Annotated in this window: 27 protein-coding genes and 1 pseudogene; 18 read left to right on the top strand and 10 right to left on the bottom strand. The window is 63.7% G+C overall.

What is annotated here, in order from left to right:
• Together IEY49_RS15080 and IEY49_RS15085 are read left to right on the top strand one after the other, a co-directional pair.
• Nucleotides 1-297 (top strand): sensor histidine kinase (locus IEY49_RS15080; RefSeq protein WP_268239061.1); only part of this gene is annotated, 297 nt, incomplete at its 5' end.
• 163 nt (nucleotides 298-460) lie between these two features.
• Complete coding sequence (locus IEY49_RS15085) at nucleotides 461-1492, top strand: chemotaxis protein CheB (RefSeq protein WP_189010281.1); 1032 nt, start codon at nucleotides 461-463, stop codon at nucleotides 1490-1492.
• Between the two features lie 241 nt (nucleotides 1493-1733).
• Here the strand turns inward: IEY49_RS15085 and IEY49_RS15090 are convergent, their stop codons facing one another.
• Both IEY49_RS15090 and IEY49_RS15095 read right to left on the bottom strand, forming a co-directional pair.
• Nucleotides 1734-2120, bottom strand: a complete 387-nt coding sequence (locus IEY49_RS15090) for a hypothetical protein (protein WP_189010283.1) — start codon at nucleotides 2118-2120, stop codon at nucleotides 1734-1736.
• A gap of 259 nt (nucleotides 2121-2379) precedes the next feature.
• Entirely contained in the window at nucleotides 2380-2655 is a 276-nt protein-coding gene (locus tag IEY49_RS15095) for a sigma factor (protein ID WP_189010285.1), read from the bottom strand.
• 314 nt (nucleotides 2656-2969) lie between these two features.
• Between IEY49_RS15095 and IEY49_RS15100 the strand changes: the two genes are divergently transcribed.
• The 5 genes and pseudogenes from IEY49_RS15100 (at nucleotide 2970) to IEY49_RS15120 (ending at nucleotide 8076) form a co-directional block, all read left to right on the top strand.
• The gene (locus IEY49_RS15100; protein WP_268239066.1) at nucleotides 2970-3398 is read left to right on the top strand and encodes a site-specific integrase; all 429 of its coding nucleotides are present in this window, start codon (nucleotides 2970-2972) and stop codon (nucleotides 3396-3398) included.
• A 68-nt stretch (nucleotides 3399-3466) separates the two neighbouring features.
• Nucleotides 3467-6295: a GAF domain-containing sensor histidine kinase gene (locus IEY49_RS15105; RefSeq protein ID WP_229780836.1), complete on the top strand. Its 2829-nt coding sequence runs from the start codon at nucleotides 3467-3469 to the stop codon at nucleotides 6293-6295.
• A gap of 7 nt (nucleotides 6296-6302) precedes the next feature.
• Nucleotides 6303-6749: a hypothetical protein gene (locus tag IEY49_RS21495; RefSeq protein WP_229780853.1), complete on the top strand. Its 447-nt coding sequence runs from the start codon at nucleotides 6303-6305 to the stop codon at nucleotides 6747-6749.
• Nucleotides 6750-6785: 36 nt separating this feature from the next.
• A pseudogene (locus IEY49_RS15115) lies at nucleotides 6786-7195 on the top strand (hypothetical protein).
• Between the two features lie 179 nt (nucleotides 7196-7374).
• Nucleotides 7375-8076: a hypothetical protein gene (locus tag IEY49_RS15120; RefSeq protein WP_189010289.1), complete on the top strand. Its 702-nt coding sequence runs from the start codon at nucleotides 7375-7377 to the stop codon at nucleotides 8074-8076.
• Nucleotides 8077-8199: 123 nt separating this feature from the next.
• On the opposite strand, the gene IEY49_RS15125 is transcribed toward IEY49_RS15120, so the two are convergent.
• A complete protein-coding gene (locus IEY49_RS15125; protein WP_189010291.1) occupies nucleotides 8200-8787 on the bottom strand; it encodes a DUF305 domain-containing protein in 588 nt (195 codons plus the stop codon).
• 218 nt (nucleotides 8788-9005) lie between these two features.
• Between IEY49_RS15125 and IEY49_RS15130 the strand changes: the two genes are divergently transcribed.
• From IEY49_RS15130 to IEY49_RS15165, 9 genes are all read left to right on the top strand, one after another.
• A complete protein-coding gene (locus IEY49_RS15130; protein WP_189010293.1) occupies nucleotides 9006-9941 on the top strand; it encodes a C39 family peptidase in 936 nt (311 codons plus the stop codon).
• A 121-nt stretch (nucleotides 9942-10062) separates the two neighbouring features.
• Nucleotides 10063-10194: a hypothetical protein gene (locus tag IEY49_RS21690; RefSeq protein ID WP_268239062.1), complete on the top strand. Its 132-nt coding sequence runs from the start codon at nucleotides 10063-10065 to the stop codon at nucleotides 10192-10194.
• Nucleotides 10195-10572, top strand: coding sequence for a response regulator (locus IEY49_RS21500; RefSeq protein ID WP_308424671.1), 378 nt, complete (start codon nucleotides 10195-10197; stop codon nucleotides 10570-10572). It begins immediately after the preceding gene.
• A 406-nt stretch (nucleotides 10573-10978) separates the two neighbouring features.
• Nucleotides 10979-11599 carry a DoxX family protein gene (locus tag IEY49_RS15140; RefSeq protein WP_189010294.1) on the top strand — a complete coding sequence of 207 codons (621 nt, stop codon included), beginning with the start codon at nucleotides 10979-10981 and terminating at the stop codon, nucleotides 11597-11599.
• Between the two features lie 330 nt (nucleotides 11600-11929).
• A complete protein-coding gene (locus tag IEY49_RS15145) occupies nucleotides 11930-12523 on the top strand; it encodes a YceI family protein (RefSeq protein WP_189010295.1) in 594 nt (197 codons plus the stop codon).
• Between the two features lie 4 nt (nucleotides 12524-12527).
• Nucleotides 12528-12962, top strand: a complete 435-nt coding sequence (locus tag IEY49_RS15150; protein ID WP_189010296.1) for a hypothetical protein — start codon at nucleotides 12528-12530, stop codon at nucleotides 12960-12962.
• A gap of 173 nt (nucleotides 12963-13135) precedes the next feature.
• Entirely contained in the window at nucleotides 13136-14494 is a 1359-nt protein-coding gene (locus tag IEY49_RS15155; RefSeq protein WP_189010297.1) for a sulfite oxidase, read from the top strand.
• Between the two features lie 111 nt (nucleotides 14495-14605).
• Entirely contained in the window at nucleotides 14606-15550 is a 945-nt protein-coding gene (locus IEY49_RS15160; protein ID WP_189010298.1) for an aldo/keto reductase, read from the top strand.
• A 234-nt stretch (nucleotides 15551-15784) separates the two neighbouring features.
• Complete coding sequence (locus tag IEY49_RS15165) at nucleotides 15785-16714, top strand: NAD-dependent epimerase/dehydratase family protein (protein ID WP_189010299.1); 930 nt, start codon at nucleotides 15785-15787, stop codon at nucleotides 16712-16714.
• 100 nt (nucleotides 16715-16814) lie between these two features.
• Here the strand turns inward: IEY49_RS15165 and IEY49_RS21895 are convergent, their stop codons facing one another.
• The 6 genes from IEY49_RS21895 to IEY49_RS15195 form a co-directional block, all read right to left on the bottom strand.
• A complete protein-coding gene (locus IEY49_RS21895; protein WP_373291924.1) occupies nucleotides 16815-16997 on the bottom strand; it encodes a TlpA disulfide reductase family protein in 183 nt (60 codons plus the stop codon).
• Nucleotides 16998-17157: 160 nt separating this feature from the next.
• Nucleotides 17158-17436 (bottom strand): hypothetical protein, encoded by a 279-nt coding sequence (locus tag IEY49_RS15175; RefSeq protein WP_189010302.1) that lies wholly within the window; start codon nucleotides 17434-17436, stop codon nucleotides 17158-17160.
• Between the two features lie 115 nt (nucleotides 17437-17551).
• Nucleotides 17552-17929, bottom strand: coding sequence for a (2Fe-2S)-binding protein (locus IEY49_RS15180; protein ID WP_308424672.1), 378 nt, complete (start codon nucleotides 17927-17929; stop codon nucleotides 17552-17554).
• A 543-nt stretch (nucleotides 17930-18472) separates the two neighbouring features.
• Nucleotides 18473-19039, bottom strand: coding sequence for a ribbon-helix-helix protein, CopG family (locus tag IEY49_RS15185; protein ID WP_189010304.1), 567 nt, complete (start codon nucleotides 19037-19039; stop codon nucleotides 18473-18475).
• Entirely contained in the window at nucleotides 19036-19611 is a 576-nt protein-coding gene (locus IEY49_RS15190; protein WP_189010306.1) for a hypothetical protein, read from the bottom strand. Before IEY49_RS15190 ends, IEY49_RS15185 begins: the two co-directional genes overlap by 4 nt.
• Before the next feature lie 240 nt (nucleotides 19612-19851).
• A complete protein-coding gene (locus tag IEY49_RS15195) occupies nucleotides 19852-21237 on the bottom strand; it encodes a replication initiator protein A (protein ID WP_229780837.1) in 1386 nt (461 codons plus the stop codon).
• A gap of 1067 nt (nucleotides 21238-22304) precedes the next feature.
• Between IEY49_RS15195 and IEY49_RS15200 the strand changes: the two genes are divergently transcribed.
• On the top strand, nucleotides 22305-23075 hold the full coding sequence (locus tag IEY49_RS15200; RefSeq protein WP_189010308.1) for a ParA family protein: 771 nt from the start codon (nucleotides 22305-22307) through the stop codon (nucleotides 23073-23075).
• On the top strand, nucleotides 23068-23970 hold the full coding sequence (locus IEY49_RS21695; protein WP_189010309.1) for a ParB/RepB/Spo0J family partition protein: 903 nt from the start codon (nucleotides 23068-23070) through the stop codon (nucleotides 23968-23970). Before IEY49_RS15200 ends, IEY49_RS21695 begins: the two co-directional genes overlap by 8 nt.
• Nucleotides 23971-24171: 201 nt before the next feature.
• Here IEY49_RS21695 and IEY49_RS15210 read toward each other — a convergent pair whose 3' ends face one another.
• On the bottom strand, nucleotides 24172-24780 hold the full coding sequence (locus IEY49_RS15210; RefSeq protein WP_189010311.1) for a hypothetical protein: 609 nt from the start codon (nucleotides 24778-24780) through the stop codon (nucleotides 24172-24174).
• Nucleotides 24781-24792: the final 12 nt, after the last annotated feature.

Raw genomic sequence — 24792 nt, forward strand, 5'->3', positions numbered from 1 at the left:
TACACCCGCACCCGAGCAGAAGCCCGCCTCCACCTTCACGTGCGGGAGACGGAAGCGGAGTTTGTGATCGGCGTGGAGGACAACGGGGTAGGGTTCGATATGCGCCACAAGGAGCGGCTGTTCCGGTTGTTTCAGCGCCAGCATCCGTCGAGCGTGTACGAGGGGTCCGGGCTGGGACTGGCGGTGGTGCGGCGGGTGACCGAGCGGTTCGGTGGCCGGGCGTGGGGTGAAGGGGCAGTCAATCGGGGGTCGACCTTCTGGTTCGCGTGGCCCAGACAACCCACGGTTCACGAGTAACTTGGATTCCGGATCGCCAGCGGACCAGAACGTGCACAATGACTCGGCCTAGCGGGCTTTATTGGAGACGTCGGACAGAGTCCATGGAGGACCCATGCCTTTTTCCGGGGCCTCCTTCAGGAACCCGGCATCCCTCTCATGGCGCGGTTACACACAGTGAGAAATGCTTTCGCACTGGTTGGTCGTCGTCGGCGCTTCCGCAGGAGGAATCAGGCCTCTCATCGACCTCGCGGCGAACCTCCCCGCCGATTTCCCAGCCGCCATCTGCGTGACCACCCACATCCCGGCCTACTCTCCCAGCCACCTGCCCGAAATTCTCGGCCGGGCCGGCCCTCTTCCGGCTTCATTCGCTCAGGATGACGAACCCATCCGGCCAGGCCGGATCTACTGCGCGGTTCCCGATCACCACCTGCTGATTCAGGACGGGTGCCTGAGCGTCAAGAAGGGACCCAAGGAGAACCGGGCGCGCCCGGCAGTGGACACCCTCTTCCGCTCAGCGGCGTACAGCGCGGGAACAGGCGTGATCGGGGTGGTGCTCAGCGGCCTGCTCGATGACGGTACCTCCGGCCTGTGGACCATCAAGGAGTTCGGCGGCATTGCGGTCGTGCAGGACCCGCGGGACGCGGACCATGAGTCCATGCCAACCAGTGCGCTGACCCAGGTCGAGGTCGATCACACCGTGCGCGGTCAGGATCTGGGTGCCCTGCTGGTGCGCCTGGTGGCTCAAGCTCCTGAGGGCACCGGGCGGATCACGGTCGATCAGGACACTCAGCACCGGGTCGAAACCGAAGTGAAGATTGCCTTGAGCGATCACGCCTTCCGGAAAGGCGTGATGGAGTTTGGTAAGGTCACGCCGCAGACCTGCCCGGAATGCGGCGGCGTGCTGGTGCAGATCAAGGAAGGTGGGTTTACCCGGTACCGCTGTCACACCGGACATGCGTACACGGGGGACACGCTGCTGGTGAGTGTGACCGAGCACGTCGAGGAGACCCTGTGGCGGACGATGCGCACCATGGAAGAAGCCGTCATGCTGCTGGAGAACACCGGCCGGGAGTTCGCGGAAGCCGGGAATGGGTGGCTGGCCGAAGCCTACGGGCGCAAGGCCAGAGACCTGGAGGAACGCAGCACCCTGATGTTCAGGGACGTCACGGAGAACCAACGGCTGAGCGTGGACCGCCTGAAAGACGAGGCGTAACGCCGGGGGCGTCTTGAGGAGCTTCACAGCGGGTGTCGTATCGCATGACCCTGTGAGTGGTGCCCTTGCTCAGATGCCAGAGATACTCGCTACCGCACGAACGGCAGAGGATTTCCCTACGGAGACGGCAGGACAACCCGCGTGCCACTTCAGAGGTCCCAGTCATGGTACGCCCCAGGTCGCAGCGCGCCGGTCATCACTGCCCGCCTTTCCACCAGGCAGGAAAGGCGGTGTCAGCCCCTCACTCGACCTGCGGCACTTTCAGACTCTGAGCCTGAAGGTCAGCTGCCAGTTCATGCTCCGCAAGGGGCTGATGCCAGCGTAGTCGGTGTGACAGCGTGCCCTGTGCCGGAACCGGGGTAGGGTCGGCCCGGCTGGGAACGGTCTGCTCACGCAGGCGAAGGAAGCGTGCGGAAGAGCCTTCATCGGAAGTCATGCCAGTACCGTAGTCTTTCCACGTGGTCGCTGCTTTGGCCGAATGCAGAGCGTCAGTCAGGTTCCCGCCGACCCGCCGGATCACCACACGTAGAACGTCGCGGGGGCCTTCTTCTGCTTCCTGCCCGCCGATGATGACGAGCCTGCTCCATCCCGGGCTTGTGCCAGGTTCCGGCGCCCGGTGCTCCTTCATGACCTTCCTCCTGCGCGGAGACCAGGGAAATGCGCGGCTACTCCAGGCCCTACGTGCTCCCGGGCCTGGTGACGTTACGAATCCTGCCTCGAGGACGGATACAAGCGGATCAGGCGAGGGGGAGGAGCGGCACACGCTTCCTGCCCCTACGACCCCCTGGTTCGCATTTCACCGCGTGGTGCTCCAGTCATCCCAGCCTGAACCGTCCGGCTGAACAGAGAAGGTCATTCCATCCGGTCAGGGGCGAACTGCGGACCACCTACGATGAGACACGCCGCGCCATCATGACCATCCAAATCCGCGGGTGGAGTGACGTCCGGGAAAAGCTGTCGGCATGGTGCATGATGGACACGAACACGTCCTGCACCCATTGCTCGGGATCTGGACGCTGTTCTTTCCAGGCCAGGGCATACAGGAGCCGGGCGTACCGCCGGTGTAGTTCGAGGAGGGCACTCAGGTCCTGCCTCGCGAGGGCCTGAAGAACCTCCGCGTCAGGCCGAGCTTCCCAACCTGTGATGCCATCTTTCAAAGTCACACTTCACCTCATCAGGTTAAGAAGGGAAGTTTGACACCTTCAATGTCGGTAGTTGGTCCGCGCTCTGGTGCTTTGGCCACGCTAAGGGATGAGAATCGGATGTGCTACTACGCGACGTTCATCCGCTGTTCAGCTACCTGAGGGGGAGTCGCTGAAGGGCGCAGCATGGGCAGTACGATGGAGTGGTGAGCAGTCTCGCAATCATGGTGTACCGCGCTGACCTGGCGCAGCGGGCGTAGCGCCTGGCGGACCTGCTGGAGGATGAGCTGCACTGCATAGCGGCGCGGGACTACGACGTGGACGCGTTGTGGGCCATGCTGGAAGGCTACCTCCCTCACCATGGGCCCCGCGGCGCCAGCACCGAAACGCTGAAGACCTACAAAACTGGAATGACGAAATTCATTGGCTGGGCACAGGACAACGCCGTGTCTCTGCTTCGCCCCCGGCGCAACATGAGCAGCGGCTACGTCGGCTGGCTCCTTGAAACGCAGCGGCTGTCGGCCAGCACCGGCCGGACGTACGTGGCGGCCGCACGCAACCTGTACGTAGCACTCCGCTGGGCAGGCGCGACCAAGGCCGACCCGTTCCATGACGTCCGCGTTGCACCGGAACGGACCGCCCCTGAGGAAAAACGGCACGGCTCCGGTACCCCCCTTCCTGCACCCTGCGCACCCCGGGCTCGGAGCAGACTCACGGTTGCAGCCCGCCAGACAGGCTCAAGACTCGCCTCACAGCGCTCCTGAAAAAGCTCGGACAGTCATCAGGCTGCATAGACCTGTGTCTCTCCACCTCCGGGCGTATGCTGCCCGGCATGTCCGATCCCTCCAGAGCCGCGCGGCGTCCTCACCTTGAGGACGAATGCACGGCTCCCCTCGACGCCTTCGCGCGTTTCACGGAAGCGTCGAGTCACACCACTGACGCGCTCAGTCTCGCCAGACTGGCGCGCGATGTCCTGCGGACCGTCCTGGGTGAGGTGCACGTCGTGTACTACGAACTGCACCAGGACCGCTGGCAGGGTCTGATCTTCACCGAGGGCATGGACGAGACGTTCGTGCAGACGGCCAGGCAAGGCTTCCCGAGTAATGCACCAGGCTTCCAGAAACCCTTCCAGGTTCATCAGGTGGTGTTCTTCGATTCGTGGGATGCCGGGCGGGAGGGTCTCGAGAACACGGACATGTACCGCGCGGGCGCCATGTACCCGTACAGTCACCATGGGGTGCCGCGCCGTCTGCTGACCATCGGGGTCCTCAACCAGGACAGGTGGACGGATCGAGAACGTGGAGTCTTCCGTGCGGTGGGCCGCAGCCTAGAACTCGCCTTCGAGCGCGCCAGGCTGCAAGCCACGAGGGACCCGCACACCCGGCAGCTCGCGGACCAGGCGGCCGCGCTGGAGGCCTTCACTGCATTCACGGAACTCGTCGCGACCGAGACGGACATTCTCCGGGTCAGCCGCAAGGCGTACGAAGTGATGGACGCGCGCTTCGTCGAGTACAGCAGCGCGTACTACGAACTTCATGACGGCTTCTGGAAGGCACTGACCTGGAAGAACCTCACCGCAGAGCAGGTCAGCATGCTCCGCACCGGGTTGCCGGAAGCCGTGCCTTCCTTCGCCCAGGCGGTGCACACCAGGCAACCGGTCTTCATTGACGGGTGGGACGCGACCCGTGAAGGCATCGAGAATACGGATGTCTTCGGTCAAGCCTGCATTTATCCTTTACTTGTTGGGGATGAGGTGCGTGGCCTGTTTACGGTGGGATTGCGCGTCGGGGAGCAGTGGCAGGAACGCGACCGAGGCCTGATGCGCGCGCTGGGCCGTAGTCTCACGCTCGCCCTCGAGCGCACCGAGCAGGCGCGACGCCTCGAACAGGAACGCGCGGCCGTGGAGCAACGCAACAAGGCCCTCGAAGCGTTCGAAGACCTGTCACGTGACCTGAGTCTCGAAACGGACCCGTATGTCTTGGTGCAGCGGGCCCAGGAAATCGTGCTGCGCTGGCTGCCGGACGGGGTCGCCACCTACTACGAACTGGATGGACGGGTGTTCCGCCTCAAGTCACTGACCGGGTCACTGCGTAACCCTGAACTGCAACAGATGCTCGAGGCAGGGTTGCCATACGAGTCGGCTGGGAACCTGCGCTTCCCGTTCGAGACGCGGGAAGCGTACTACCAACAGCATTACGACCAGACCACCGATGACCTCGCCCGGGTCGTGGGGCACATCCAGGCCAGTGCCGCCCTGCCCGTCCTGGTGGCGGGGGAAGTGCACGGCATTTTCGGCATCGGGCTGTTCAGCACGGCGGCCGCGTGGTCAGCCGTCGACCGGGCCCTGCTGGAAACCGCGTCACGCAGTCTCGGTCTCGCCCTGGAACGTGCGCAGAGCGTCGCGCAACTGGAAGCGAAGAACGCTGAAGTTCAGGCGCGCAACCAGGTGCTGTCCGCGTTCGAGGAATGGACGCGGGATCTGGCGCTCAGCACGGACCCGGACGCCCTGATCCAACAGGCGCAGGCACAGTTGTACGAGCTGCTGCCCATTCAGGCCACCGTGTACTACGAGCGTGAAGGCGAACTTTGGTTTGTCCGGAGCATGCTGGGCGGCTACGGCAGTGACGGTCGAAAACGGGCTCATGAGGCTGGACTCCCACACGAGCAGACCGGGAACCTGCGTGTGCCGTTCGAGACGGGTGAGGTGCTGTACCTGGATCCGTACGACCTGGCAACGGATGGCCTGGAGAAGCACATGACCCACGTTACGGCGACCGCGATGCTGCCACTAAGAGAATCTGGGCGCGTCCGCGGCATTCTCAGTGTGGCACTGTTCGGTGGGGCTGAGTGGACCGCAACGGACCGCGCGGTGATCGAGACGATGGGACGCAGTCTGGAGCTCGCCCTTGACCGCGCGAGTAAGACAGCACAACTGGAGCAGGAACGCGCGCAGCTGACCCTGCGCACTGCGTCCCTCGCGGCCGCGAACGAGGAGCTCGAAGCGTTCGCGTACTCGGTGTCGCATGATCTCCGCACGCCCGTGCGGCACATCGCGGGCTTTAATGAACTGCTGCGCAAGTCGTTCGGGGGCACCCTCGATCCGAAAGCGGCGCGGTACCTGACGGTCGTGGACGAGGCCGCCCAGCGCATGAATGCCCTGATCGACGCAATGCTCGACCTGTCGCGCACGTCACGCCTGCCCTTGCGGCTTGGACCGGTGGACCTCGGCGCGTTGGTGCAGCAAGTGCGCCTGGAGTTCGACCCGGACCTGCTGGGCCGGGAAGTGCGCTGGGAGGTTCAGGCGTTACCGCTGGTGATGGGGGATCATGACATGCTGCGTCAGGTGATGCTGAACCTGCTGAGCAACGCCCTGAAGTACAGCGGCACCCGGGACGTCTCAGTAATCCGCGTGTGGGCAGAGGAACGCGCCGGCGAGACGGCCGTGTTTGTCGCGGATAACGGAGTGGGGTTCGACGCGCGGTACGCCGACAAGTTGTTCGCGGTGTTCCAGCGGTTGCATCGCCAGGAAGAATTCGAGGGTGTGGGGGTGGGACTCGCGAATGTGCGCCGGATCGTGCAGCGGCACGGGGGCGAGGTGTTCGCGCAGAGCCACGCTGGTGGGGGAGCAACGTTCGGGTTCACGCTCCCGATCATGCGATGAAGGGGGCGTGATCAGCAGCGCAAGTCTCATGGCGGGCGGCAGATGCCTGAACCTGCTGTCGAACGCCCAGAAGTACACCTGCAACCGGGACCTCACCGCCCCTGTCGAGCTTCTTCAACGAAGTGCCGGCCATCGAAGTGATGAACGTCATGGGCTTCGATGCGGACACGTTCGGGAATCACAACTTCGACCGGGGCATTCGGGGCCTGCAACCCTGATTGACCGGGCGAAATTCCAGTACGTCTCCGCGAACCTCGAGAACCTCGAAGCGAACCTCAACAAGGTCAAGCGCTACCAGATCTTCACGGTGGGCGGCGTGCTGGCCGCCGCCGCTATGGGGTTCTCCAGCGTCTTCGTGTTGACCAATGCCCTGCGTCTGCGCGGCTTCCGCCCACCGGTCCGGCCTGATCCCGTGCCCGCACAGCCCGTCGCTTCCTCACCCGTGCATGCCTGAACAGCTCCTGCTTTCCCCTTCTGAAAGGATCTTCTGATGACCAAATTGACTGTCGGCCCCTGGATTGCTGCCCAGAAACTCCCCAACCGTGATGTCGCCCGGAACCGCCACGCGTTCCTTGTACGGGTCCGGACCCGTGAGAACACCCAGACCGTGGCTGGATTCCCGCTGGTCGGCCTGGGGGCAGCTGCGGCAAACCCTGCTTCCAGCTGCCGTACGTCCTGACCTGGACGGACGAGAACACGCAGCGGCTGGAGGAGCTGGCTGAACGCTACGGTTGCTACGTCGAATACGGCGTGTACCCGCACCTCAAACTTCACGAGGGTGATCAGGAGGTCGGCGCAGTGCAGGACTGGACGACCTTCGCGATGGCGTACCTGAGGCCTGGTTATGAGCGCGCCGAGGAACTGCTCGTCGATCTCGCTCAGACCCTCAAGCCAGACTGACTCGCGCGCCGCCCGGCAATCAGCGGCAGCCGCGCCATTCATACCCATGCCACAGTGCGGCCCGGAACTGACAAAGTTCCGGGCCGCACTGGCCGTGAAGGGGATGAAATCAAAAATCACACAGGGCCCTCACCGGCGGCCTAACACAACCTTTACATTAAACCTCTAGGGTTACGAGCGTGACTTCAACCGCACCCAGTTCCTTCCCTGCGTCCGACGGATCCGCAAAAACCTCTGTCCGCAGTCACCTGCTGCTTCCCTTCGTCGCGTACTTTCTGATGCTGGCGTCCACCAGCTTTATCGCGGGCGGCATCGTGCACCTGGGACTGGGAGAAAACACCACCTTCTACATGGCCCTCGCCGCTGTGGGCGTGGTGTGCTTCACCGCCGGGAATTACCTTCAGGAGTACGTCATCCGCAAAAACGAGCGCGGGACCGCCCTGGGTAAGTTCCTGCTGGTGTCGTTCGTACTGTCCGTGGGTATGGGCATGATGACCGGCGGCGTTCAGCATTTCCTGGATAACCCCCCCTACTCCACCATTCTGATTCCAGGGGGCCTGCTGCTGGCGGTGACGGCGTTCGCGATGCGTGAAGGCCTCACGTTGGGACGCAAAGTCACGCAACTGATTTCAGGGACACTGGCTGTGGCGGCGCTGCTGTTTGGCGGCCTCAGCGCGCTGTCCAAATCAGTGAATGCGCCCGCTGCCCATGGCCACGGCGTGGCAGCTGAGAAAGTGACCCCCACCGTGTCCGCCGCCCAGCACTCCGCGGCAGACGTTCCGGAGACCGCAGCCACCCCCGTGGAAGCCGAGGAGGCCGCGCACCTGGTCACCGGCGCAGCGGACGGGCATGAGGCTGAGGACAGCCACGACGGTCACTGACGCCAGCGTCCTTTGAACGCACGACGCGGGGGGGGGCTTAGGCCCCCCTTTCCTAATGACCTGAAAGTGCGGCATGACAACGGGTGGAGCGTGATCACGCTCCACCCGGATGACAGACTGGATTCAGAGGCCGCGTTTCATCAGCCACATGCGGAAGTCGTGCACTTCCACGGCCTGCGCCCGCACGATGTCCCGCGCCAGCTTCAGGACGGTCGTGTTGCTGCTCTTCTCCAGGGCCATGGTGGCCATGTCGATGGCCGACATATGGTGGGGAATCATGCCCTGCACGAAGGCGACATCGGGGTTCTTGGCCTTTGTGACCATGGCGTCCATGCCACTCATGCCCTTTTTCATTATGTTGGCCATGGCTGCGTCATTGCCGCCGTGGCTTTTGAGCAGGGTGTTCATCTGTTTGATTTCCATGTTCTGGGCTTTGATAATCTCGTTCGCCCAGCGTTTCACGGTGGCGTCCTTGGTCTTCGGCAGCACGGCGCGGGACATATCCGCGGCCATCTGGTGATGGGGGATCATCATGCTGAGGAACGCACGGTCGAACGCTTTACCTTTGAGTTTCTCCAGGCCGCTCATGTCCATTTTCATGTTCATCCCACTGCTGGAGGACATGCCTGGCATGTTGCTGTGATCCATGCCCTGGGCAGCGGCGAGTGTCGTCAAGCTGAGCAGTGTCACCATCGCAATATTTCGTTTCATGCCTTCACGGTAGTGCCCTCGTGTAAAGTTCGCGTAAAGGTCCGGGCGCCGGCCGCCACCACCAGCTTTCCCTGGGCTTCAGTGTGCGATAAACCGCGCCGAGAACTGAACGGCGCCGGTCAACCCTGCGGGGTCGGCGAGGCGAACAGTAAGCTGATGCTCAAGGCAGTAGGCACTGCGCAGCACGCAGAGAAGAGCTCTGCCCGACATCATGACGCATGACCTTTCGGTGGATGTTGATGTTGTGGTGTGCGTGGAGCGTCGCGGCTGCTCAGCCGGCCAGTGTGACCTTGAAGAACATCCGGCATGACTATCAGGCGCTGAATAACTGCGCGCCTGTCACGGCCCTCACCCTTCTCGGGTACTACGGGACCCAGGTGACGCAGGCCCAGGCGGCAAGTGCCATGAAGGACTACCCTGGTGATCCCCAGGTGACGAGCCTGGAACTCGCCGCGTACCTCGGCCGCGGTGGGCTTCAGAGCGTGATCCGGTACGCCGGGGACGCTGAGTTGATCCGCGCGCTGGTCGCGCGTGGTTTCCCGGTCGTGCTGCAACAGCGCCTGCAAACCGGCAGCAACGTGGCCCATTTCCGCACGGTGTACGGTTACAGCGCCGGGCAGTTTCTGATCAGCGATCCCCTGCTGGGTCCCTCCCTGCGGCTGAGCACCGCCCAGCTGATGACCCTGTGGCAGTACTACAACGGGGAGTACCTAGTGGCGTACCCACCGGCCCGGGAAGCGGAAGTCCGCCAGATTCTGGGCGCGGACTTCAGCGCGGCCGCCAACTGGCAGCATCTCAAGCTGCATGGCGAGCAGGAAGTGAAAGCCCGGCCGAAGGACCCTTACGCGTGGTGGGGGCTGGCCAAGGCGCACCTGCGGCTGGGCAACGTCCGGGCGGCCACGGAGTCCTTTGACCGGGCAGTCAGCCTGGGTGTTCCTACCATGTATTACCTGTACCGTCAGGAGGCGTTTGAAGCGTGGACCCAGGCTGGAGAGCACCAGAAGACCCTGGACGTCACGCAGCGGGCGTTGCGGGTCTTCCCGAACAGCAAGGAACTTGTCGGGTTTGAGAAACTGGCCAGCGCGGCCCTGCGGAAGGCGATGTCCTCCCTCATCCTGCTGGCCGGCACCAGGCGAGCTTCTTCAGGCGACTGACGGGTCAGAACCTCCTGGTGGGCATGCGCTGGTTGTCCGGCGCCGCTTAACAGGAATTTTACAGTCACTGGGTAGGGTGCCGGGAACCCGGGCTGTGGCCTGGGCATCCGCGTGGAGGCACATGACGCTGTTTTTCCTGAACTCAACTGGCGCAACGCCACTTCATTTCCGGGGCCTGACGCGCTCCTTCCTGGCCAGCCGCCCTGCTGGCACGCCACACAGTGCCACCATGATCGTGCCCGGGAGCTGCTAAATGGCCGTCGTTCAGATGGTTGATGACGACCCGGCGATCGTCGAAATTCTCACGGCGTACCTGACGGCGGAAGGGCATGCCGTGATCAGCACGGAGGATGGTCTTCAGGCGGTGCCGCTGCTCGCCACGGCGCAGCTGGCCATTCTCGACTGGATGCTTCCCGGTATGAGCGGGGTGGACCTGACCGCATACGCACGCCGGGAGTTTCCTCAACTGCCAGTGCTGCTGCTGACCGCACGGGGAGAGGTGGAAGACTGCCTGGAGGACTCAACGCCGGAGCGGACGATTACGTCACCAAACCGTTCAGTCCCCGGGAAGTGGTCGCGCGCGTCCGTGCGCTGCTGCTCCGGGTCGGGGTACACGACCAGGTGGAGGTAGGTGGCCTGAAACGCCGCCGGTTTCACCGTCCGCGTCACACGAATGGTGGGCGTTTCCTGCCACGCGTCCAGCACCCGCACCGCGAACTGCGGTTTGCAGCAGGCGCACTCGCATTTGCATCCCACCTCAAACCACCTCCGCAAAGAAGGAACGGGATCTCATAGAGGAAGAGGCACGCATGGAGGTCATGCGCCGATCAGTACCAGGATCGTCATCAGCGCTCTCAACCCGTCTCATGCGGTTCAGAGACCGGCTGCCGTTCTGAATTGACAGGCGGGCCGGAACAGCTTCAAGGGCCGGGGCTGTGAGCAGGATGAGGGCACGCCCAAACATCTGAAGCCCTCTTTTCCGCATATATCCCTTCAGACCAGGAATGAAGTTCAAGGTGTTCCTGCTGGAGGCCCGAATGAGCCGTATTGAACCCACCGACCACACCGCCGGACTACCCCGCCCTCAGTCCCTCCTAACCGCCCAGGGCAAAGCGCAGGTCAGCGCGCAGCTCAATCTGTTGGATGCCCAGTTGATCGGCTGGTGGGCACGGCACGGCATTACGCTGCTGCGCTTCTCCCTCGGGATTATCTTCTTCTGGTTCGGGGTCCAGAAGTTCTTCCCGGGCGTAAGTTCTGCTGAAGGCCTCGCGACCCGGACCATCTCCGTCCTGACGTTCGGCACCGTGCCCCCGGGCGTCAGCCTGCCAGTGCTGGCCACCTGGGAATGCGCCATCGGGCTGGGCCTGCTGACCGGCCGGTTCCTGCGCGTGACGTTACTGCTGCTGTTCGCGCAGATGGCCGGCACCTTCCTGCCGCTGGTGTTTTTCCCGCAGGAAACCTTTACCGTCGTGCCCTGGGTGCCGAACCTGGAAGGCCAGTACATCGTGAAGAACCTGGTGCTGATGTCCGCCGCACTGGTAGTCGGCGCGACCGCGCGTGGAGGCAAACTCATCATGGACGCCCGTGCGGCCGACACCGCTGAGCGGACGCAAGCCCTTCACCAGAGGTTTCGCCGGCGTTTTCGTCGTGAACCCTGAGGCGGGTCGAACAGTCTCAGGCCGTTCACTTCATCCGGAGTGGCTTCTGCCCCGGACTCAGCCTTGGCAGATGTGATGCCGTGAAGCCCGCACAGGTTCCCACCCGTGCGGGCTTCACGTTGCGGTGAGGAGCCGTTTGCCGTCGATCATTCACTCACCAGGGCCGCTGAACGATGAAGATCGGCTCACCTTGCAACTCCAGCAGCTATGCGGCAAAGATAAGGAGTATCAAACTTCTTTTTTAGGTATTCCGAAAAGATGGAGTAGGGCCACCGAGAACAGACCTTCTCTCCAGTACCCCACGTCCACTCACCACACCAGGAGACTGACATGACGAAATTCCCCCTCCTCGCCCTACTGGCCAGTCTGTCCACCGCCGCAGCTGCGCCAGAAACATTCACGGTCATGACTGAACACAACAAACACAATGCCGTCACCATCGAACTCAAAACGGTTGCAGAGAACTTCACCGGCCGCACGAATACCCTGAGTAGAAGCGTCATCTTCGATCCTCAGGCGAACACCGGAAGCGGCACCATCGCCATTAAGGGCACCACCATCCAGACGGGCATCACCAAACGTGATGAACACATGCGCAGCGTGGACTGGCTCAACTTCAATGCTAACCCGGACGTGAAATTCGTCGTGACCACCGTCAAACACCTTCAGGCCAACCTCTACCAGGTCAACGGAAATCTCACCTTGAACGGCGTGACCAAAGCCATCACCGCGAACGCGACCGTGCGCCACACTCCGGCCAACGCGACCACCAGGGCGCTCGGAGCCAAAGGGGACGTGCTCGGGGTGATTGCGAAATTCAAAATGAAACTCAGCGAATTCGGCGTGAAGAACACAACCGCCAATGGCGGCCGAGTGAACAACGACGCCGCACTCACCGTCAAGTTCATCGCCAGCAACAAGTAACCCCATGTCGAAGTCACTGACGCTCACAGTGTCACGGCTGATGATGGCGCTCGCCCTGATCGTTGCGATCGCCAGTCTGACCACTGCCGCATGGATGACACGGGGAGCCCAGCAGGTGCAACGCGTCGAGCCCGCGGACGCGGGGAGTGCCTCCCTCTTCGGGGACGCAGGGACGGGCACCCTGATCGGCTCCACGCAACTGATGATCGTGCGTGACCCGGCGGCCTTTCTCCCGGGATCCTCCGAGGGTGGGGCCCGGCTGGTCAATGAGCAGTACCTGCGGGAGCACGGCATTTACCCGTTGCAGGTGAAATCAGTGTGGTTCGTGCGGAACCTAATACTCCTGGCCTCAGCGGTCTTGTTCACCCTTGAAGGAGTGGCGTGGCTGACCGCACGCCGAAGCAAGGTTCGGCAGGCCAGACGCGGCATCAGGTTCTGAAGTTGTCCGTCCCCCTCACATCTTGCTAAAGGACAACAGCTTGGACGGCACCCCTGCGAGAGGCCACTCGCCGCTGTCCTCTCGCAGCAGAACCTCCCCTGCTTCCGCACGAATCTCCTCATCCACGGATGCACACGGTGCACCGGGATGCTCGACCGCCAAGGAGCCCAGCCATGCATGACGAGCCGACCACCGTGTTACCCACCGAAGAGTTGTCCACCGTTTCAGGTTCGACACGCCGGAACTTCCTGGCGCTGGGTGCGGCCGCGGCGGGTGCGCTGGCCACAGGCTCATTCACCTCGGCCCAGTCCGCCAAATGCATTGACATTCCGCAGCGGCCCACCGCCAAACGTCCTGACCCGCAACCCAACCAGCGCGTCTACAGCGACAAAGAGACGCTGCTGGCCTTCCGCAACCACGGGCACTTCGCAGAATTCCTCGATCAGCCGGTCACGCCACTGGGCATGCATTACCTGCTGGTTCACTTCGACGTGCCGAACCTGAGCGCCGACGGCTACGAGATCGCCATTGGTGGTCGTGTCCGCACTCCCAAACGGGTGTCCCTGGCCGACATCAAGGCGCGGAAGCAGGTGACGGAACCCGTCATCATGGAATGCGCGGGAACGGGCCGCTCGACCTTCCAGCCGCGCGGCATCTACGTGCCGTGGTTCAAGGAAGCCATTGGGAACTACGAGTGGACTGGCACGCCCCTGCGCCCCCTGCTGGAAGAAGCCGGGCTACTCGATGACGCTGTCGAGGTTCTTTTTACCGGCTGGGACACCGGAGTGGACCTGGGGGTCGAACATGCTTTCGAGCGGAGTCTCCCGATCAAGGAAGCCCTGCGTGACGGGGTTATGCTGGCCTGGGCGCAGAACGGTCAGCCTCTGCTGCCCCAGCACGGCTTTCCGCTGCGGCTGATCGTGCCAACATGGTACGGCATGGCCAGCGTGAAGTGGCTGCGCGCCATCACGGTTCTGAACCAGCCATTCAAAGGCGTGGAGCAGGCCAAGGTTTACCGCTACCAGAAGAGCGCCACCGACCCAGGTGTCCCGGTGACAGTCAAACGGGTGCATTCCGTTATGAAACCTCCCGGGCTGGCTGACGCCATATCGCGCTACCGCTTCGTGGCCCCTGGCCGGCACCTGCTGCAAGGGATGGCCTGGTCCGGCACCGGCGCGGTCCGCCGTGTGGAGGTCAGCACCAACGGCGGCAGAACCTGGCAGGATGCCCAGCTGGGCCGGCCTGGGGGACCCTACAGTTGGACGCCCTGGCGCACCGAGTGGCAGGTCAGTCAGCCCGGGGAGTACGTGCTATCCTCGCGCGCGACGGACACAGCCGGGAACATCCAGCCCCTCAGCTCAGCTGCCATCTGGAACCGTCAGGGCATGGGCGGCAACGTGATCGAGCGCATTCATGTGATCGTGCAGGCGGGTGTGGGCCAGTCTGGTGAGCAGGTGCCTTCCCGCCCGCGACAGGCCGTAGCCGGTGCTGAAGTTCCCCCGCCGCCAAATGTCGACAATCAGGTGAAGTGAGTTCAGCGGGTTCCATAAAGACGGCTTCAACACGGCCAAGAGGTCCGGAATGCCCGTGCCTTTAAGGTGAAGCGATACCGGCTGAAAGGTCAACATGGAAAGGAGCGACTGATGGAACACCGTGCACTGGGGAAATCCGGCATTCAGGTTTCAGAAATCGGGTTTGGCGCGTGGGCCATTGGGGGGGACGCCTGGGGTCCGGTTGAGGACACCGCCTCTCTGCGCGCGATGGAACGGGCGCTGGAGTTGGGGGTCAACTTCATCGACACCGCAGACGTGTACGGCAATGGCCACAGTGAGACCCTCGTCGCGCAGGTCATCAAAAACCGCCGTGATCAGATCGTCGTGGCCACCAAAGGCGGCCTGATGGGCCACCACCGGGACCCGAACCAGGACCCCGTGTACGACCGCCCCGAGAAGATCATCTCTGCCTTCGAAGACAGCCTGCGCCGGCTGGAGACCGATTACATCGACGTGTACTTCGACCACATCTGGTGGAACAACCCACGGGAAACAGAAGCGTTTCTGACCGCCTTTGCCCAGCTCAAACAGGAAGGCCGGGTGCGGGCGGTCGGGGTGTCCACCGGTGACTTCGCGTACGTTCAGGCGTTCAATCAAGGCGGCATGCTGGACGTGGTGCAGCTGGATTACAGCCTGCTCAACCGCAAGGCCGAGACGCACATCCTGCCGTACTGCCAGCAGCATGGCATCGGGGTGGTCGTGCGTGGTCCGCTGCGCATGGGCATGCTGACCGGAAAGTTCACGGCCGAGACCCGCTTTCCGGAAGGCGACGTGCGGCACGACTGGCCTCAGGAAGACTGGTACCAGACCCAGCTTGATCAGGTCGAGCAGCTGCGCGTCCTGTCCTCTCCCCACCGGTCCCTGGGAGAGGTGGCCTTGCGGTTCGTGCTGAATCACCCAGCGGTCTCGGTGGCCATCCCCGGTGGGAAGACCCCGGAACAAGTGGAGCAGAATGTGCGGGCGTCCACCCGGCCGCTCTTCACGGAGGACGACCTCCAGCTGATTGAGTCCGTGACCGCCGGTAAGCCCAAATGACGCCTGAACGCCAGGGGGTGAGTTCTGATGCTCTCGCTGGACAGGTGGCCCTGGTGACAGGAGCCAGTAGTGGGCTGGGCCACGCCGCTGATCTTCAGCTGGCCGCGCCTGCTGAACTGGTACTGAACACAGTGATCGTCACACCACGCAATGAAGCGGGATGGCCTTGACGGTGGCCACCACGCACGGGGTTGAGAAAAGAACAAGATCCGTGACGGGTCGATGGGGGCTGCGGTGAAAGTGCTGATCACTGGTGCAGGCGGCAATCTGGGCCGGGTTCTGGCCCCAGCCTTACAGCACAGCGGACATACACCGGTGCTGATGGACTTCCGGCCCCTGAACACGCCGCTTCAGTTCATTCAGGGTGACGCGACGCGCAAGGCGGACGTGTTCCGGGCCGCAGAAGGCGTCGACGCCATCGTGCACGGGGCCGCGCTGCACGGCGTTCATCTGGGCAACCATTCCCGGGATGAATTCTGGACCCTGAACGTGGAAGGCACGTACCACGTCTATGAAGCGGCGCGAGAGCACAGCATCAGGAAGGTGCTGCTATGCAGCACGATGGGCGTGTATGGGGAGAGTGTCAGCACGCCCGAGCACAGTGTCGCGGTCGTGACGGAGCAGCTGCCCACCCTGCCCACGGATTTTTATGGACTCACCAAAACGCTGTCAGAGGAAATCGCCTGCTTTTACGCCCGCAGCCACGGCATCCAGACGATTGCGTATCGCCTGGGCATGTTCGTCCCTGAAGATTTTCTCCGGTACGGCTTCCGGCTGCTCAAGGGCGGCGTGGATGACCGGGATGTGGCCCAGGCGTTCCTGCTGGGCCTGGCCAACGACACGGTCGTCTGCGATGCGTTCAACATCATGGCGGAAGTGCCCTTCACTCAGGAGCAGTGGCCCAGCTGGCGCGAAGATCCGGTAGCCTTCCTGGACTCTCAGTATCCAGGCCTCTCCCAGCTCGTCACGCAGAAGGGTGGGAGTCTGGCTGAGCTGTCGACCATGTGGGGGCACACGTACTGGTCTGTGATGAAGGCGAAGGCTGAACTGGGGTATCAGCCGCAGTACAACTTCCCGGAGTTCTACGCCGCCCTGAAGGCAGGGAATGACGCACACTACCCGTTCGCGAACCTGCCCTGGTGGGGAACGGACCAGAACCGGTAATTGTCTGCATACGAAGCCGGATAGGCGTCTCCCGTCCTGCACTGCACCTTGAGGGTCCGCAGGTGGATGATCCTGCCCGGCGGCTGCGTGTCAATGTGAGTCACGTTGGCCTGCCTGACCCGTGTGCTGACGTTGCCGTACTGATTCCGCGAATGGCGACGCCTTTGCTGGCGTACTTACGGGAGACCCGCTCGAAACCTTTGAGTTCGTCCCAGCAGGATGCGCACCAGGACGCGAAGCAGTTCACCGCCAGAACCTTGCCCTGGTAATCAGCGAGCCGCAGCGTCTCCCACTAAGCTGAGGGAGGCTCGCTGACACGGCCTGGCCCCCGGTGATGCCAGCCGGAATGTCGCCGGGCTTGCTGCTGCCGGAGCAACGCGGCTGTCAGGACAGCCACCACGACAGCCAGCAGAAGCGGAACGATAACCTTCCGAAGGCATCCTTTAGTAGCAGTCATCCCGCCCTCCAGTTCTGGTGTGCGGGGTGGAGCAGGCTGTGTTGCGGGCGAGGAGCCGCTGTCCCATCCACAGGGCGAAGAGGTAGTAGGCGGTGAGGACCACCAGCGCGAGGGTCATGTACTGGCTGAGGAAGGAGGTGAACGCTCCTCCGCCTACGCCACCTGCAAGTAGCGCCAGCAGGAGGGGGAGATGGCAGGGGCAGAGCACCAGGACGCTGCCCAGCAGCTGGTACGCGCACAGGTTCTTGATGGGTTTCTTCAGCATAGGGCAACGCGTTGTTCGTCCCCGGTGGAAAGGTGAGCGATGAGGTCACGTGAAAGCCGGCGATCGGCGCGGGGAGAGTGGCGGCCTCAGGCATGGCTGGCCTCCGGCAGGGTCCTCAACGTGCGGTTGACGTTCCCGAGGCAGCTGCTGCCCTAGGGGTTGTTCCGTTCACACCCGCACCGGCCGGCTTTGATGTGCGCCTGGATTGAGGAGGGATGGCGTCAGCCTGTTGATTCCGCGTGGCCGTTTCGAGGTTGGCACGGGTATGGCCGAAGCAGTAGCACACCGGCGTGCTGGCGGTCTGGTTCTTCTGGAAAACGGGGACTTTCACGTCTACCTGCCCGTACTCGCACTTGGAGGTGAAGTACACCACCTCGCAGACCGCGTCCAGGCAGAAACGGTACGCCTCGTCTGGATCCAGGGTGGCGAGCGCCGTGGACGTGAGAAGGGCTTTGAGGGTCACCAGTTTCACGGCTTTCCGGTGGTGCCGCACGTCGGGCCCTAGCCGCTGGTGTCAGGACTGGGCTTAGGGGCGCAGCAGTCGAGGGTGCTCATGCCCGCACGGTACGGTCTCCAGTCAGGGGGAGAGTCAAGTCCCCGGGGTGACCTCCTGGTACACGCACCCGGCAGAGTCGCAGTCGGGGTCCGGATGATCGTCCGCCCACGCGACCTTCGCCTGCACTTCCGCTTCGGCAGGATCTGTATGAGGAACCTGACCCCCATGGCGCTGGTCCAACCTGACCACACTGCCCCTCCGCCATCCGCGTCACCTGCTACGGAAGGAAGTTCAAAACTTCGCAACGGTGCACGGCGTCTCCCCTGCCCCATGAGCCCCAGGCTTGCCGTCAGGCGACGTTGACAGGTGCCGTTAACCCCTTCGCACAGCCGCTGCATGGCCCCGACCCTCTCAGGGCATGAGCCTAGGAGATTGCGTGGCCTGATTAAGTTTGGGGAATTCCCGCGCTTCCTGGAAGCCTCTTGGAAGCCAGGATGACCCGACGAGAACCGACGACTGATCACAGACCAACCCGGCTGATCAGGTGGCAGCGAACCCGGCATCAGCCTCGGCCAGCGCCGCGATCTCACGGAACGCCAAGGTCTGCGGCGTCCAGCCCCCACCCCCGATCAGGTCCAGTGGCGCTGCCCCACGTAGTTGGTAGCGCCGCTTTCTCCACCACCTGCGCACCCCGGCTTCATTGAGGGTGCCTCTCAGCAGCCGGCACACCGTCGTCACTGCCGCCAGGCGCGCGCTTGCCTCAGCTGTCAGCGGTGCGCCCGCCGGGAGGCCGATCAGCTGCGAGATGAGCTCGTCGCCCAGCACCAGGCGCGTGGCGTCGTCCGGTAACAGGAAAGCCTGCGTGGCTTCGACCATCTCATCGGTGATGTGGAGCGGTTCAATCTCGGGATCGTCCCGCATTACCTGGATGGCCGTCAGCATGGCCTCGCCGAGCGCGGCCAGATCCAACTGCATCGCCGGCAGCAGGTGAGCACGGAGTGCCTCCCGGATGAAATTCTCGACGGTGAGGTTGTGCGCCTGCGCGGCCTCCTCAAGCGCGGCCAACATTCCGGACTCCAGCGTGATGGTCAACGTGGCGGACGTCATGCGAGCTCCAGCGTAAGCAACCACGACTCGTCCGTCTCCTGCACGCAGGCCCACCCGGTCAGCCCCGCTGCGGTGACGTTGACCGGACCATTCACAGGGATACGGGTGTCACTGCGGATCACTCCCTGAATGTCGGCAGGGAGCTGATCCAGAGGGGCCAGCAGCATGCCGTCGACGCCCTCCAGCCACACTCCATCCACCGAGAGGCCCCGCAGCAGCCGACACCCCCAGATCATCACTGGCCCAGAGGACGGCATCCTGTACTCCGGCTCTGCCTGACGCTCACGCTCATCCTGGATGACCGCCGCGATAAGACCAAGCGGGGCCCAACCCACCGCGCGTGTGACAGAAAGCGCCATCAACTCGCCCTGGACGGTGCGGTCGTAGTGCGGGTCGCCTCCCAGGAGAGCCGACAGAGACAGGTCGATGTGGGTGCGCCGCGCGATGACATGCTGCTGCCAGCAGGCGGTGCGGACCAGCTCACCAGCCGCATGCAACCGCTGTAACGCTTGTCTCTGGTTCGGCATCAGGTCAATCGGGAGGGTGTACTGGGTTTGTCGTGTGGATGTCATCGGTTTTTCTGGATCGGGGTGGCTCCTGCCACCCCGCAGACACGTACAGCCACCGCGACCATTCGAAGGTTGTGCTCTCCCCCATTCCACCTGTCCTGCGTGCCCCAGCCCGCCTGAGGTCCGTCACCGCCTCCTGCTCCCCGGGTGGGCAATTCCCTGAGCGCCAGACATGCCGGGGTAAGGGCAGATGCAGGAGCGACCTGGCCACCGACCAGACGATCGGGCACGTGACCGGATCGCTCAGGACCGTTCAGCGAAAGCGGCCGTCACCTGATCCGGAGCACGGCCAAACTGCTCCCGGAGGGCGCTGACAAACGATGGCCGGTCCACTCGCGTCACCGCTCCAATGGCCTCTCGGGCCACCGCGGCTGCCTCAAGCTGCCCGGTCAGCACGGCGTGGCGCAGGTGATCCAGATCCGCGGCGCTGAGCAGCTTGCGGTAATGGGGACTGAGGTAGGTCAGCAGGCGTTCGGCGGCCTCTTCCGGCGAATCGTCCACGAACATGTCGTCGAACGAGACAGCTGGTATTTCCAGGAGCGGTTCCATCCGGCCCGCCTTGCGGGTGGGAGCCGCCTGGGGGCTCTTTGGATACGGGTAGTGATCGGGGTTCTTCAAAAGGTGCACCAGGGCCGCCGCCGGGGTTTTCTTGACGACGATGACCTGGGTGCGCACCAGGTGGTCGAACCGGTCCATCTGCGCGATCAGCCACTCGCGGGGGTGATTGGTCGACAGCTCGCGGGCCGCGCCGCCCGTCACGCCGTATTGCCTGAGGCGAAACGTCACGACCGGGTCGACCGGCCGGAACTCCGGCACGAACCGGTAATGAAACTGCCGCCCGAGCCCACGGCCCGTAATGGTCACCTCTTGCAGGTAGCCTCTTTTTTTCAGTTCGGCATGAACGGATTCCAGACTGCGGACGACGTTGTCCGGGCGCGACGAGGTGAGTTTGCACAGCGCGACCAGCTCCTCCAGGCCCAGCGTAAGCGACTGGAGGTACTCACCGGTATCGAGGTCGTAGCGTGCGGCGTCCAGTACCCGGTACAGCACCCGGGCACGCGGCCTGGAGAGCGACAGCATGAAATCCACGTCCAGAGGCTTGGTGAACCCGCTGCGAATGCTGGCGGTGATCTTGTCTGCCAGACGCAGACGGATGATGGTCCGTTCATCGAACAGGCGCGCGCCGTCTTTGGTGGAGACCTCCAGGTCCTCCAGAAAGTGAAACGAGGCATGGGTCCAGCGCCGGTCCGCATCGCGCCACCCTCCCTCCGAAACGGTGTAGGTCGTGGTGGCCAGACGCCGGAGGCTGTCATGCAGGCTGTCGTAGTACAGGCCGCCCAGAGAAAATCCACTGGCGCGAAGCAACTTTGTGGCACTCAGGGTCAGGCGGCCGTCCTCCGGCATGCCGGCAATGGCGTACTCGGAGATCAGGGCTGAGGCCACGTCATTGTCCAGACCGTGCGGTACGCCGTAACGTTCAAGGGCTTCGCATTCGACCTGAATCCGGCGGCCCTGACGCACCATCATCACTTTCCAGTACGACGAGGTTACCTGATCGAGCGCAGCAATGAGGTTCAGCTGCACGACGTTGAGTTCGTCGAGCCTGCCTGGTCGCTCACTGTCGGTCACACTCCTGATTGTATGTTTTCAATCAAAGAATAAAAAGATAAAAAAAATTGAATGACATCATCAAGGAGCTCGCCAGCTTGCCGTCCCAGGCGGAAGATTTCCCCGAAACTCCTCAGGTTTGACGACCAGAACTCCTCAGGTTTGACGACCGTACGGCCGCGGATCTCCTCAGGGTTGACGTTGGACGCTGCCCCCGGCTCCTCAGGTAATACGGCGGTGATGCCTCAGGTAAGACGACCACTGCCCTGGCTGGCTCCTCAGGTAATACGACCAGTTTCCGGCGGATTCCTCAGGTTTGACGACGGACGTACGTTCCCCGTCTCCTCAGGTAATACGACGACAACTCCTCAGGTAATACGACGAGGATGGGTCAAACTCCTCAGGTTTGACGACGACGGGACATCCCTCGACCCAGCCAGAGAACCTGCGTCGCTTTACTTCTCCTCAGGTAAAACGACGGAAGACACGTGGATGGGAGCTGTCCGCCGACGGAAGCGGAACCACGCGGGGCCGCCCGTGTGGGATATGGTCCTTCCCTGTCCGGATCCCCACAAGTCTCGTAAACAGAGGTCATCTTCCCTGCTGTCGTTGCCTCGAAGGCCCTGTCTGACCCCGAAACTCCTCAGGTATGACGGCGGGTGTGTACCCTGGAAAGTTCATGCAGAACGGTGGCCGCCACTGGTGCCGTCTGCCAGGAGCCTGACAGCGGGAGACGCAGGACGATCCCTGAGGCGCCAATGTTCTGCTTTTTCCCGGACGATGAAACTGCTCCCCCTGCTCGCGACCTTACCGGGGTTGAGAAGTGTTCTCCTCACTCACAGAAGCCGGCCTCTCACCTCAGCCCGAGACCGCTGGAATGGAAGCCGCTCACCTTCAGAGCCTGGCTGCTCCACCCTGGACAGCGGGCGAGCTTGACTGCAACGGTTCCGATCCTGGCCTTCACGCGCGTCCGTCGTGGGCGCACGGCCCCATGCTGAGTCCTCAGGTCCACCGTCCAGCCCACAACGTTGTGGGCTACCCAGATTATTCAGCCCACAACGTTGTGGGCTGACATACAGTAGAGGGGAATGCGTGTCCTGAATTTCTTTAATCACGTCGGCGGGGCAGGGAAGACATCCATCAGCTACGCGCTGGGGTACGAGTTTGCCCGGCGTGGGCAGCGCGTGCTGATGGTCGACCTGGACCCACAGGCCAGCCTGACCAAAGCCCTGGGCCTGCGGGTTACCGCCTCGGAACTGTCGCGCACCGTGCACGACACTGCCGTCTCCCGCGCCCCGCTGCCGGAGCCGGATCACGTCCACGGTCTGGCGGTCATTCCCAGTCACGTGAACCTGACCCTGGCCGAGGGGCGCATGATGGGGGTCCCAGGCGTCCACATGAACCTGCACAGCCGCCTGCGCGAACTCAGCGAGCACTACGACCTGGTGCTGATCGACAGCCCGCCCAGCCTGGGCCAGCTCACCATTCTGGGTGCCCTGGCGGCCGACCAGCTGGTGGTGCCTCTCCCCTGCCAGGACAAAGGGATCGAGGGCCTCGACGGACTGGCCCAGGCCATGGAGCTCTATCACCGGGTCCGCCCCGAACTCACCATCGCCCTGTATGTTCCCACCCTGTATGACCGGCGGGTCGGCCACGACCAGGACACCCTGACCTACCTGAAAGAAAAGTTGTCTCCCCTCGCCACCGAAATCCCGCTGCGCAGTGTCTGGCGGGACGCCTGGCGGGCCCGTCAGCCGGTCGGCCTGTTCGCCCCTAACAGCCCGGTCGATCAGGCCGTGCGCCACCTCGCCGACGAACTGACGCAGGCGGCCCGCCTGCCAGAGGTCGCGCGTGGCTAAAGGCAAGCGGCCGCCCGTCTCCGCGGGCTTTGACGACACCATCAGCCGGGTGCAGTCTGCGGCGGTCCCGGTCGAAGTGGGCGTGCGTGACCTCACCCCCCTTCCCGGACAGCCACGCCGGACCTTCGACGCCGCGGCGCTGGAGGAACTCGCCCACAGCATCCGGCGCAGCGGCGTGCTGCAACCCCTGGTGACGCGCCGGACCGCCAGCGGCACCTACGAGATCGTGGCTGGTGAACGCCGCTGGCGGGCGGCAGTCCTGGCCGGGCTCGCGACCGTCCCTGTCACCGTCCGCACCCTCACCGACCGGGAAGCGCTCGAGGTCGCCATCACCGAGAACCTGCAACGGGCGGATCTGAATCCCGTCGACCGGGTGGACGCCACGGTCAGGCTGATCGCGCTGGAACTCGACCTCGATCCCGGCGAGGTCTCCGCACACCTGAATGCCCTGCGCAAGCGCCCGGACGATGCCGGGCACGCGGATGACATCGCGAAGCTCGAAGCCCTGTTCCGGCACGTGGGTGGCACCTGGCCGACGTTCCTGAGCCATCACCTGCCGATCCTGCGGTTTCCGTCCGACGTGCTGGACGCCATGCGGACCGGGGGACTGGAATACACCAAGGGCCGTGTCATCGCGAGGGTCGCGGACGAGGACGCGCGCGCGCGTCTGCTGGCGATGGCCCGGGATGGCGCCAGCCTGGACGAACTGACCCGCGCGGCGACGCCGGCGCGGGTACCCAGTGGCGAACGGGCCGCGCGGATCCAACGGGTGCGCTCCGCCCTGGCCCGGCCCCGGACCCTCGAGGCGCTGTCCTCCCGGCAGCAACAGCAGGTGGACCGTCTGCTGCGCCAGCTCGACGAACTGCTGACTGGAACGGCCACCACGGACGCCTGAGACGAGCAGTCCAGTGCAGGGCGCCCTCTGGCGCCCTGCATTTCAGTTGGGCCAGCCCCAGGTCAGCGCCATACCCCTCGGAGACCACCAGTTCTTCCCGGTCCAGCCATCACACTGCTCGCCGGAGGATCTGCTCCAGAATGGGGGGACAGTCATGGCCTCCTGGAGGACCCACGGAGCGAAGTGGCCGGTGTGACCCGCTCACGCCTGAAGCCCACACGGCTGCCTTTCGGGTCCTGCCGTTCCCCCACGACCCTCTTCCAACTCCAAATCGGCAGTCCAGCAGGCTGCCCCCTCCTGCCAGGTGCGCCGGACCGACATCCAGCCGGTGGTGGGGGCCGGCAGTCCGCCCGCTGGAAGTCCCGAGGCGGCGACCACTCCCCTCACGGCCTCGATCCGCAGACCGTCTGCCCTGACCTCCAGCAGGAGGCCCGCACCAGCGACCGGCATGGCCTCGCGGACCAGGGGCAGGTCCCGGTCCCCGGCTGACGGGTCCGCGAATTTCCATGCGGCCTGATGCCGCCTGCTCGCATATTCCAGGAGGCCAACAGGAGCGTGGCCGACCAGAGGAGAGTCCAGGAGGCCCTGCGCTTCGCTGGCACTGTCGCGCCCGGGCTGGTCAGAACCTCCCAGCAGTGCACCGAGCGAGACCGTCGGACCGCTCCAGCTCATGGCGGCCTGCTCACAGGCGGCCAGCCAGACTGTGTCTGCGGCCTGGCGCAGGGTCAGCAGGTCCAGAATCTGTCCGGCCGTTGGGCGAAGGCGGACACGGACGGTCGGAAGGCCAGAAGAAAGTGTGGTGTGCAACATAGGTCTCCTGAA

The organism is Deinococcus malanensis (assembly GCF_014647655.1).
GTDB classification, from domain to species: Bacteria; Deinococcota; Deinococci; order Deinococcales; family Deinococcaceae; genus Deinococcus; species Deinococcus malanensis.